This is a genomic window from Burkholderia sp. Nafp2/4-1b (genome assembly GCF_003635165.1).
In the GTDB taxonomy this organism is placed as follows: domain Bacteria; phylum Pseudomonadota; class Gammaproteobacteria; order Burkholderiales; family Burkholderiaceae; genus Burkholderia.
In genome coordinates this window covers 145261-156010 of record NZ_ML058617.1, presented here as the reverse complement: position 1 = coordinate 156010, position 10750 = coordinate 145261, and the positions used below count along the sequence as shown (strand labels likewise).

The following is a 10750-nucleotide window of genomic DNA, read 5'->3' as shown; positions in this document are numbered from 1 at the left end:
ACGCGTTCATTTCATTCAGCCTAGGCCCTGCTTACCTACGTAGGCGGGCCGAATTCTACACGAAGTTTAAAAGCGGCTTTCACAATGGCAAATCCCATCATTCCTTGGATTGGCGGCAAGCGCCGTCTCGCAGACCACATCATCCCGCGTTTCCCGGCGCACGACTGCTACGTGGAGGTGTTCGCGGGTGGCGCAGCGTTGTACTTTCTGCGCCCGCCTGCAAAAGTCGAAGTGGTCAACGACGTCAACGGCGAGCTAATCAACCTGTACCGCGTTGTGCAGCATCACCTGGAGGAGTTCGTGCGTCAGTTTAAATGGGCGCTGACGAGCCGGCAGGTGTTCGAATGGCTGAAGCAGACGGTCCCGGAAACACTCACCGATATCCAGCGTGCTGCGCGGTTCTACTACCTGCAGAAAAGTTGCTTTGGCGGGAAGCTGGAAGGGCAGACATTCGGCACGGCGACGACAACGCCGCCCGGCCTGAATCTTTTGCGTATCGAGGAGGAACTGTCGGCGGCACACCTTCGGCTCGCGAACACGTTCGTCGAGCGACTCGATTGGGCGGCCTGCATTGATCGGTACGATCGACCGCATACGCTGTTTTACTTGGACCCCCCGTATTACGAGACGGAAGGGTACGGCGTCGCGTTTCCTTTTGCGGAGTACGAGAAGATGGCGCAGCGCCTTCGGTCGATTAAGGGGCGTGCGATCGTGAGCCTCAATGACCATCCCGATATTCGACGTGTGTTCGACGGGTTCCACATCGAGACCGTGCCGATTCAGTACACCGTTGGTGGAGGCGGCCGGGCGGCTGAACGGAACGAACTGATCATCTTCAGTTGGGACGACGCGGCGCAGCCCGTGGGGCTGTTCTAATCAGCGTTGCCGGCGCGGGGCATCGTGCCGGCAACGTACTTACAGGTCGGCGAATGCGGGCAGGAGGTCTTGGTCGACGAGTCGAATCTCGATACGGTTCGCTGTCTCGATGTGCTCGGGATTGTCGACCGAGAATGTCGTGTCTGTCACGCTGACGATGATCGTGCCGGTTTGCTTTCCGTCAGCTGGCACGGGGATGAGGGCGTGAGCCTCGGGCACCTGCTGTTGAGTTATTACCCGGGGCAGATACAGCATCCAACCTACCCCCGGTTTGTCATCAAAAACCTGCTTCGAAGCATATTTCCTTGGGGCGACAGTCACGTAGGCTGGCGCATATGCGGCCGCCACTGCAGCGACGATTTGTCCGACCGACTCGAAGTCCCCCAGTCGCGATGACGTTGTGCTTTCTTCGCCAAGCGATAGATCAAAATCGCACGGCATCGAGCCGGTGTCGAACCCAAGGGAGAGAGATGCACCGTCTTTCTTAGCGCTCTGGCCGTTCCATATCCCGATGGTTTTTGCGAGGTTGTCCTCGCCGCGATACTGTTCAGTTAGCACCGCGAGTATGGCAGTCGAGGGCGTTCCAGGAGCCTCATAAACTGAATACAGTCGCGCATCTTCTTCCGAGTTTCCTTGTAGGAACCATTCGGCCAAGCGGGCATCTTTCGCTGCAAGCGATTCGATGACAGGCCAGAGACGAGTCAGTTGGCGAACATAGTCGGAACGCGCGGCGTTCGCTGTTTCTCGATATTGAGCTATGAATTGCATGGCGTTACGGTTGGTAGACGGATTGCACGCGGGCCCGGCGCAGATCCGGTAGTAAATACTCCCGTGCACGCGGGGTCATGAAATACCATATCAACTGAGCCGGTGGGTTGGTGTTGACGGCGACGGACTGCCGAAGAATCTGTCTGCGAGTGTCGGTGAAGCCCGTGAAGAAGAATTTGGGATCGCCGTCCTCGTCTAGGAACTGATCATAATCCCCCTTCGTTTCCTGCAGCAGACACGCTTCGCGTTGGAATCCATCGAAATCGTTGCCTTCCCACGTCCACTCGTCACTCCAGCGACACTCGGCGGTGTCGAATGCGAAGCCAGTAATGCGTGCCTGGTAACGGTACGACGTCCAATTTACGCCGTGATTCATCCGCCGAAGTAGGCCCCCTTCCGGTGGGCACTTCTTGCAGCTTTCCCCGGTTCGCGGAATTGCCCGTACGTCGGGCTTTGCGTCACTTTTGTCCTGCGGCGTGTCACCCGACAGACTCCCCGTTCCCGCCACCGCCGCCCCGCCCAATAAGGCCACGCCAGCGCGCGCCAATAGCGGCCCAAGCTCCACTGCCGCCGCTTCGATTATCGGTACCACCAATCCCGCCATCTCGAGATCCCCCGTTGTATTGCGGATGTTCGATGCGCCATTTGATGACGCGAAGGTAATCGTGAAAACGTTCGTCAGCCGAGCGGCCGGGCCGAGTCAGCCACGCACGCGTGGCCGGCTTTTCGTAAAACTTCGGAGCGTATGCCTCGATCCGAAGAAACGCGGCGACGTTCTCATCGGACTGGATGCCGAGCAGCCGAGCCGCGACGTATGCGTTCCATAGACGTGTCGGCAGTGTGTCGTCGTCGGCGAGCTTCGGATCCGCTTTGACGAGGTCCTGTCCGGTGCGTTCGACATATCCGCGAGCATCGATCTCGGCAAGGCCGGCGATCTGCTCGCTTGTCAGCTCAAGCATGCGGGTGCACTCCCTTCAATTTTCCATTCGCTTCGACGAGCCAGTTGAATGTCGGGACGAAGAACTGCATGCGCTGTGTGAGTTCCATCAACGTCGCCACGTCGGCCATGATGCGGGCGTCGTAGAACCGGAGGAGGGCAGTGCGTCCGTCCGGCAGGCGCACGTCGAGGCGGCGACGCAGCTCGTCCGCGAGCGATTCGAGCGGATAGGCGCTGATGAGCCATGACACACCGGTCGAGCCGCCGGCCATCGCCGAAAGTGTTCGTCGAACGCCTCCGGACGCCCGTTCCCAGTCGAGCAGCCACGGTCCGGCGTCGGCGAGCGATGCGTCCGGTGTGCCATCGAACAGGGCAACCGCGCCTTGCGATCGCTGAGGCGGCGATCCGTCGGCCGCGTCCGCGAACAGCAGACCGTCGACCAAGGCGTGCAGATGCACCTGCATCGTCAACTGCTGTTGACGCTGGAAGAAGAATGATTCGATCGCAACGTCGGGCATGGGCTTATCCGCGCGCAATCATCGTCGCCGCGTTCTCGGCGGCCGACTTCAGGCATTCGAGGCAGAGCGTGGGGGAAGGGGCCAACGCTGCAGCGGCGGCGGTCGCCGCGCCGCCGGTTGTTGCTTCGCCGGCTCCGACGTCGTCGAGCGTCGCAGACGACTGCGATGCAATCAGCGTCGCGCCGCACGCGGTCTTCATGCCCTCGATGGCCGTTTCCCGGCCCGCGATTTGGTGTGGGTAGCGTCGCCCGGTGGCGGGCAGGATCGGGAAGATGCCTTTGCACTGCGGGCAAAGTACCTTGTGCCCGACGCCAGCAATGGGTTTCCCGTCAATGGTCGCGGTCGCGGTGCCCTCCAGCACGCGGCCGCCGTGCGTCGTCGTGTCGCCGACGCAGATCATGGCTCGGGCCATATGTTCTCTCGTAGGTGTGGTTTTCGTATGAATTTACCATTTCCGCGAGAACGGTCGATTGCGGCGGCCCGTGCAATACGTCAAATTGTGTCAACCGGGCTAGAGCATCGTCGCCCGCTGCTTCTCCTCCCTCAGAAGGTGCCGGAGGCGCTGAAGCGGTCCTTGGCCACCAGCAAGATCCCCCTTGTTGTCGATGTTCTTGTCGACATAGTCGAACCAATCCTGCACCCGCTCGATCGACCTTCTCAGCGCCAGAATTTCGAGAATCAGCAATCTGACCTGCGGATCGGTGTAGTCGCGCCAGAGTGCGCGCAACTCCGAATCGGTAGGCGCGTCGAAGTCCGGCATGGTCGGCTTCAGTTTGACCCGGCGGTCTCTTAGCGGGACACGATTCCGGTCGACCTTACCCGCTTCGATGCGGTGCGATTGCGCCGGTAAAATCGGGTTGTAGACGGCCTCGATCCACGACGCCAGCTCGCGTTCGGTCAGCTCGATGGGCGTGCGTTTCCATTCCTCTTCGCCGAGGAATCGATACGCCCAAAAATATGCCCACTGAGGTTTGATCACGGCACGAGTACTGTATAAAAACACAGTGTATCGCGCGATCAGTTGGTACCGTCAACTCCAAGAATTGGGGGGCGGTCTGTGGCACGCGCTGACCGACCATCCTACGTGCATTTCGCGCCTATAGTCTGTGAGGTATCGGTAGCTCAATCGCTGCGCTGGGGTCAATCGAAAGGGGCTTTCTATGTCGCGCCTCGTCAACGAACGCGCTGCGCTACTGGAGGCGGACCGGCATTTGCGTACGGCCGTCTATCTTATTGCGGCGCAGGAAAGGAGAGTTGAGCAGCACAGGGCCGCCGGACTCCAGACCATACAGTCAGAGGAATTGCTCCGCACGATGAACGCGATTCTTCGAACCTTTATTGCACATCGTCAGCAAATTCTCAGTGCGATTGCGTTTGAAGAGGCGCAATGGCCACTTCGTCAACACATGAAAACCAATGGACGGCTATGTGCACCAATTACGTTGCGCCCGGCGAGGATCCCGGCCTGAGTCAGCTTAGGATCGACAGCTTTGTCGATCTTTACCGCTGGCACCCATGGAAGCCCGAGATCTACCAGGACTATGACGCGCCGATCGTCGCGAACGTTGACGGGCAATTCAAGCCGCTGATCGCCGGCTTCGGCTTCTGGCCGCGCGCGCTGCAGAAAGCCAATGTCGAGAAGGCGAAGGAGCAGGGCAATAAGCCGCCGATTATTCGCAGCACGATGAACGTGCGCGACGACAACCTCGGGAAGTCGCCGCTATACGGGCCGACGTGGAAGTCGTGTGGCCGGTGCTTGATTCCGGCGCGGTACGTGGTCGAGCCGTCCTATCCGGATGCACGTCAGGATGCGAGCGGGAAATGGATTCTCGGTCCATGCGTGTGGCAGCGGATCGGTGTCATCGAGCGCCCGACGATGTGCGTTGCCGGCATTTGGCGCACTCTGAAAGATCTGGACGGTAGACCGCGTCACGTGATGTCGATGATTACCGTCAATGCCGATGGCCATTTACTGATGTCGCGCATGCACAGGCCGGACGACGAGAAGCGGTCCGTTGTGATCCTACGCTCGGACGATTGGGAAGAGTGGCTGACGACGCCCAACGTTGAGGCTGCACGCGCGATGCTTCAGCTGTATCCGGCGGACGAGATGCAGGCGGAACCAAAGTAACTTTAAAAGGGTCCTTCCCGTCGAGCAGTGGCATCTATGGTACGGTGGCACGACGGAACTGATGGCGTTCGCGTTGATGAGCTGCCCGGACTCCGAATCACTCGTCAATATCCGAGACGGACACTGATCATTAATATCTCCCACCGCACTCACTTGAACGGTCCAGGCGAGATTTGATCACGCTTGATTCGCAATGACGGTTCACCACTAAATCCGTGTCCTTTGTACCTGGGACTTAAATTCCTGCGTCGCAAAATGCCTCCTTATCTTTTTGCTGTCCGCGAGCCAGCATGAAGCGTGTGAGTCCATCTGCACCAATCGTGATGATCTAGATTTCGAAGCAATTCCGCACGATCGTGCTGGCGGCGACGGTGGTTCATTGCTGCAATCGTCGCGAATGCCAGCACAAAGGTCGCAGCCACAATCCCTACTACCGATCCGTCCATATAAACCTCCATCAGTGAGTGCAATGTGACTGGGCTACCGCCTCCGCTTAAAGCGGAGCTCCAAGCCTCATCGTGCAGTACCGCCCGTACAAATCGTCAAAAAAGCTACGGAACGTTGTCGATGGACTGCCACGGTTCAACGAATTCGCGAAACTGCTTTCAGAATATCGCGCCCCGCAGTCGTAACTTCGATGCGATGACAATCTGACGTGGTGCGTTCGAAGGCGATTAACTGACGCTCCAGTAACGTGAAAATCTCCTCGCGATCAGAACCAATCTGGTCCGGAGCATCCCGCACCATTATCAAAGTGGAAATTTCGTGCGGACTTAGCATGGTGAGCATAGGGTTCTCGCCTCGAAATATAAGGAGCAGGAGATACGTTGCGTTTGGCTGCCAATATGAGCGACGGTCATGGGCAGTTTGATCGCACGATTTCTCATGCAAATGCAATGCCGGTTTGGTGGGAGCATTCTAGCTCCACCGTATTGAATCAGGCATATCGCTTGGTAGGGGAATGCCCTAACTGGAAACGTTAACAACCGCATTTGATTGAATAATCGTGCGAAATGGTATGAAAATCGCATCGCCCTGCATCCCATCATGCGAAATCGTGCAACTATCTTCATAAGAGAAAACCATCCCGCAACTCGCAACACGCGGGATGGTGCGCCGGACGAAATCTCACGTTGCATATGCGTGTCTTTCCCGCAATGAACAGTCTTAGCTTGCCGCCGATAACCACGTCACAATGACCGTTCTACCCCTTTTATGGCACCCGTAGCATTTCTCTTGGGATGCTGGGTCAGGCTTCAAAACTACCCTCCAACGAGCGGTCCTTCGTGCAAGGGGCATGCCAGCATCATGCTTTGGGGCTGGGAGGCTTGGCTGCACGGCGAGCTACTACCTTGAAACGATGAAACTGTTGCAGCCGTGTTACGGACAGACCGATCCCGCCACTGTGTAGGTCGAATCGCCAGCCCCGAAAATGCTGCATGCGCGCGGCCGACCGGAGATGCCAGAGAGGAGCGGATGTGTTTCAGTTTTGATACGAACTGACAGGCACATTTGACGGGTAACCACGAAGTTCGCCGTGCCACCGGTTGCTGCACATTAGCGGTAGCCGCCTCGCGTGCATCTTGGCGCTCGACAACGTTCCGCTCAAATCGTCATAAGGTACCGGGCACCCGACGCTGGGATCATGCGAGGCTTTCGATGTAATCGCCTTCGATCGCTGGCATTCAGTTGATATCGTCGCGCGCGTCAGAAGGCATCCACCGTTGATTCCGCCATGAGAGACGACATGCGTTTAGCCGATTTCATCATTCGGAATATGGAACCGATCCTGGTGCAATGGGAAGCGTTTGCCGCCACGCTGCTGCCCGCGGCGAGAAGCATGGACTCGCGGGGGCTACGCGATCATGCGTGCCAGATCCTGGAGGCCGTGGCCAAGGACATCGCGAGCCCGCAAACGAGGGAAGAGCAACGGGAAAAATCGCTCGGGCATGCGCCTGAACCGGTGAATGCAACGGAGAGTGCCGCGCAGACGCATGCAATCCTGCGCGCCCGCCGAGGCTTCAGCATCAACCAGTTGGCGGCCGAGTATCGAGCGCTGCGTGCTAGCGTGCTGCGCATGTGGATCGACGAGTGCCACCCGGGCGTGCCTGATCTGGACGACATGATGCGCTTCAATGAGGCGATCGATCAGGCGCTCGCGGAATCCGTTGCTGTCTATTCCGAACAGGTCGAACGGGCTCGCAACCTGATGCTGGGGATGCTCGGTCACGACATGCGCACGCCACTGCAGACCATCCAGATGACGGCGAGCTATCTTGTGGCGCTCAATGCGGGGGAGGAAGTATCGGAGGCCGCTGCCCGGCTGATCAGGAGCGGCGGCCGCATACACGCGCTCCTCGCCGATCTCTGTGACCTCAATCGAACCCAGCTCGGGCTCGGCATCAACATTGTTCGCAGCAATGCTGATCTCGCGCACACCGTCGCCAATGTCGTCGACGAATTACGGGCAGTGCATCCGGATCGGGAAATCAACGTCGATCTGAGCGGCGACCTCCGCGGTGACTGGGACGCGCAACGCATACAGCAACTGCTGAGTAACCTTGTGGGCAACGCGCTGAAGTATGGCGCGCACGATGCGCCAGTACGGGTGGCCGCGACATCGGACGGCGCAGAGGTCCTGATCGAGGTATGGAATAGCGGGCCCGCCATGGATCGGCTCACTATCGACCGCATCTTTGATCCGCTTCAGCGCGGGGCCGATCTGCCGGAAGAAACAGGCGACGATGTCGGATTGGGGCTCGGTTTATACATCGCCAACGAGATCGCCAACGCCCATCACGGTCGCATCGACGCACGATCCGACGAGACAGAAACAGTGTTCGCGGTGCGCTTGCCAAGAGGCGTGCGAAGTGAGCTTGCGGGAACTCGTGCCGAGCTGCGGTAAGTCGGCTTAACTGGTGGCGTAGGTTTCCTATTGGCGCCTTGTCAGATAAGGCACCGGTACTGCTGCATCATTCGAGCGACGGTTGCAGGTGCTGCTGCGGGTCGCGTGCTCATGTTACCGGGAAAGTTGCTTTGGTCTTGCTGGCGGCCCAATATCGATCAGCTATATTCAAAGTGCCTCGGGGATAGAAATTAGGTGGGCCTATGAAATATGCAATCAACGAAAGCGCTGGACCAATTTGGGGTGTCGTCGCAGGTTTGATCCTGGCTGCCGTAGGGTTGAGCATCGGTTTCTTTCCCAAGTTCCTCCAGAGCACCGGTACGCTGAGCGATTTCATCGCTTCTGGTGTAGCTATGGTGGGGATTTTCCTCGTTGTCTACGCGATCCACGAGCTACGGCGCCGACCTCACCGCTGAACGTTGACGGTCGCGTCTACGAGAAGGTCGTCGACCATAATTTCGCCAGCAGAACGACCGGCTCTCAATGCATCGAGGCTATCCACAAATGGCTTGCCATGGTCGTCGGCTAAGCGAACTGGCCCGAGGAAGGGTGACGGCTCGTTTGCTGCGCGGATCTGGACGATTGCGACGAAGCCATGTGAGACCTCGTCAGTCGGCACGTCGTATCTGGATGCGTGGAAGTTGTGTTCGCAGCGGACCTCAATCGCATATCCGCGGTAGGTGTACGCGCTATTCATATCCCTCTCGCTGCAGGTTGGGCAACGTTCGACATCATGCACGCGGAAGTATAGCTATGTGCCGTCGAATTGCGACATGAATCTAGGCGACGCGACCAATGTTCAGAACCACGCAAGCTCGCACTGACCGTGCTATTTGCGTGCTACAAATTTGCTACAGCAAGGTTCTGTATCACCCCGGGTCGGCTGTGAAGCGCCGTTCAGGCCCACCCTGTTTAGCCGTACGTTGCAATGCGGTAGCGCCGCCATGCGGCCATGAGCGTTCGGTCGACATCGGTGCATGAATCGTCGACAATCCCCGCTTCGGCATCGTTAGGCCGAGTCGCTTATACAGAACCTCTGTCGATTTCACGGGTCTCCCGAGTTTCCGACCTAGTGAGCCGCGTCGGCAGTCATCACGTGGCCACAAGTTCTACTCGTAGGCAATCTATTAAAGGTGAGTCGTCAAGGGCCCACGCGGGACCTGGAACGCGGGTAAGTTGATGAAACCTCTCGGACACGAACACAAATGAATTTCAAGGCAACGTATACGCTCCAAAAGTTCCGCCTCCGCTCTTCCTCATTGGAGACCTTTGTCATCGACGACGACGTCCCAGTAACGATGATTCTCCGGCGTCCTACCGAAGAAGAGTTGTCTCATGGCTTCGAGCAAGATGTCACCTTCTGCGAGGCGTACGCGCACATTGCTCCTAACGACAAGACGCTAAAAGTCTTCAATGACATTGAGAGCGGCGCCGTGCGAGGAACTCCGGAGGAGTACACCATCGGGTACAAAGACTCCAGTGGTGAAATGGTTTATCTTCCCAAACAGCTTCCCAACTACCTGACTGACTTTATTGCCCGCACGAGTCAGGTTCTGTCGCGCGCCGTCAACCGACTAGTTAATTTGGTTCGCTGGAGAACAGACGCATACGGCTCGCACAGGGTTCTCGCGACGAAAGGGATCGGCGGACTTGAGTGGTCGCGAGACACCAAACATTGGTATCCCGCCCCCACGGGTTTTTCCGTACATTTCGAGCAGGTCCACATAGAGCGCACAGTTGGTGCAGCAGAAAAACAGGAAATCTCCGCTTTACTGCAAGAAAAGGCCGACGCTCCGCTACATCACGAGATGTTCCGAGAAGCTTGGCATCAGCGGCTTGCCAACCCGAGAAGCGCGATCATCATGGGAATGGCGAGCCTTGAGATAGCTGTCAAATATTGCATCGGCAAGCTGGTGCCTAACGCGCAATGGCTTGCTGAGAATGTACCCAGCCCACCGGTAATATTGATTCTAAAAGAGATGTTGCCCACCTTGCCTGCTGTCTGTTCGCTCCCGGTCGGGGCCGTGATGCTGCCAGACCAAATAGAAAGAAAATTAAAGAACGGTGTAAGCATCCGAAACAGTTTGGCGCACGCGGGCAAGTTCACGTTGCAGATCGATTCATTAGAAGAGATCCTGAATAGCGTCAAGGACATTTTGTGGCTTGTCGACTTCCTCTGCGGCCAAGTTTGGGCCTATAACTACATTCGCAAAGGGACGCGTGAGGCAATGGAAGCTAACATCGCTTCTACGGCGTCTCTTCATGCAGACAACACAGGCGGCGAATGAATGCTGGGCTTAGACGCCGAATAAGACTCCGGCTTGTATCCGAATCTGCCGATGCGAACGACCGTTCGCGAGATCGTCGGATGACTGCGTAGGTCGATAACGTCCCGTCCCCAAAGGCATGAGCGTCGGTCTTGGCGTAGGTTTGTACGCCGGGCCTTGTCAGATAAGGTGCAGGTGCTGCTGCATCATTGGAGTGACGGGTGCAGGTGCTGCGGTGGGTTGGGTGCTCATGTGACCGGGAAAAGTTGCTTTGGCTGCCCGAGTTTACCAGCGGTCCGCACGGGACCGCTGAAGTTCGCCGTTCGGCCAGTTGCCCGAGAACACGAC

Annotated in this window: 13 protein-coding genes; 5 read left to right on the top strand and 8 right to left on the bottom strand. The window is 57.8% G+C overall.

Annotated elements, in window-relative coordinates; all coding sequences use genetic code 11:
• Nucleotides 1-84: 84 nt before the first annotated feature.
• Complete coding sequence (locus C7H84_RS26170) at nucleotides 85-876, top strand: DNA adenine methylase (RefSeq protein ID WP_121861488.1); 792 nt, start codon at nucleotides 85-87, stop codon at nucleotides 874-876.
• Nucleotides 877-915: 39 nt separating this feature from the next.
• Here C7H84_RS26170 and C7H84_RS26165 read toward each other — a convergent pair whose 3' ends face one another.
• The 6 genes from C7H84_RS26165 to C7H84_RS26140 form a co-directional block, all read right to left on the bottom strand.
• The gene (locus C7H84_RS26165; protein WP_121861487.1) at nucleotides 916-1644 is read right to left on the bottom strand and encodes an immunity 52 family protein; all 729 of its coding nucleotides are present in this window, start codon (nucleotides 1642-1644) and stop codon (nucleotides 916-918) included.
• Nucleotides 1645-1648: 4 nt separating this feature from the next.
• Nucleotides 1649-2239 carry a restriction endonuclease fold toxin 5 domain-containing protein gene (locus C7H84_RS26160; protein ID WP_240462100.1) on the bottom strand — a complete coding sequence of 197 codons (591 nt, stop codon included), beginning with the start codon at nucleotides 2237-2239 and terminating at the stop codon, nucleotides 1649-1651.
• Entirely contained in the window at nucleotides 2124-2603 is a 480-nt protein-coding gene (locus C7H84_RS26155; RefSeq protein WP_240462098.1) for a hypothetical protein, read from the bottom strand. Before C7H84_RS26155 ends, C7H84_RS26160 begins: the two co-directional genes overlap by 116 nt.
• Nucleotides 2596-3099: a DUF4123 domain-containing protein gene (locus C7H84_RS26150; protein WP_121861485.1), complete on the bottom strand. Its 504-nt coding sequence runs from the start codon at nucleotides 3097-3099 to the stop codon at nucleotides 2596-2598. The genes C7H84_RS26155 and C7H84_RS26150 overlap by 8 nt, the downstream gene beginning before the upstream one ends.
• 4 nt (nucleotides 3100-3103) lie before the next feature.
• Nucleotides 3104-3511 (bottom strand): PAAR domain-containing protein, encoded by a 408-nt coding sequence (locus C7H84_RS26145; protein WP_121861484.1) that lies wholly within the window; start codon nucleotides 3509-3511, stop codon nucleotides 3104-3106.
• A 99-nt stretch (nucleotides 3512-3610) separates the two neighbouring features.
• Nucleotides 3611-4078, bottom strand: a complete 468-nt coding sequence (locus C7H84_RS26140; protein WP_346428396.1) for a hypothetical protein — start codon at nucleotides 4076-4078, stop codon at nucleotides 3611-3613.
• A 447-nt stretch (nucleotides 4079-4525) separates the two neighbouring features.
• Between C7H84_RS26140 and C7H84_RS26130 the strand changes: the two genes are divergently transcribed.
• Complete coding sequence (locus C7H84_RS26130; protein ID WP_121861482.1) at nucleotides 4526-5230, top strand: SOS response-associated peptidase family protein; 705 nt, start codon at nucleotides 4526-4528, stop codon at nucleotides 5228-5230.
• Nucleotides 5231-5812: 582 nt separating this feature from the next.
• On the opposite strand, the gene C7H84_RS26120 is transcribed toward C7H84_RS26130, so the two are convergent.
• The gene (locus tag C7H84_RS26120) at nucleotides 5813-6019 is read right to left on the bottom strand and encodes a hypothetical protein (RefSeq protein WP_346428395.1); all 207 of its coding nucleotides are present in this window, start codon (nucleotides 6017-6019) and stop codon (nucleotides 5813-5815) included.
• 958 nt (nucleotides 6020-6977) lie between these two features.
• Here C7H84_RS26120 and C7H84_RS26115 point away from each other — a divergent pair.
• The gene (locus C7H84_RS26115) at nucleotides 6978-8135 is read left to right on the top strand and encodes a sensor histidine kinase (protein ID WP_121861499.1); all 1158 of its coding nucleotides are present in this window, start codon (nucleotides 6978-6980) and stop codon (nucleotides 8133-8135) included.
• Nucleotides 8136-8338: 203 nt separating this feature from the next.
• Nucleotides 8339-8551, top strand: coding sequence for a hypothetical protein (locus tag C7H84_RS26110; protein ID WP_121861481.1), 213 nt, complete (start codon nucleotides 8339-8341; stop codon nucleotides 8549-8551).
• Here the strand turns inward: C7H84_RS26110 and C7H84_RS26105 are convergent.
• Entirely contained in the window at nucleotides 8542-8832 is a 291-nt protein-coding gene (locus C7H84_RS26105) for a hydrogenase maturation factor (protein ID WP_121861480.1), read from the bottom strand. The two genes, C7H84_RS26110 and C7H84_RS26105, sit on opposite strands and share 10 nt — an antisense overlap.
• A gap of 508 nt (nucleotides 8833-9340) precedes the next feature.
• Here C7H84_RS26105 and C7H84_RS26100 point away from each other — a divergent pair.
• Nucleotides 9341-10423, top strand: coding sequence for a hypothetical protein (locus tag C7H84_RS26100; RefSeq protein WP_121861479.1), 1083 nt, complete (start codon nucleotides 9341-9343; stop codon nucleotides 10421-10423).
• The last annotated feature ends 327 nt before the right edge of the window (nucleotides 10424-10750 follow it).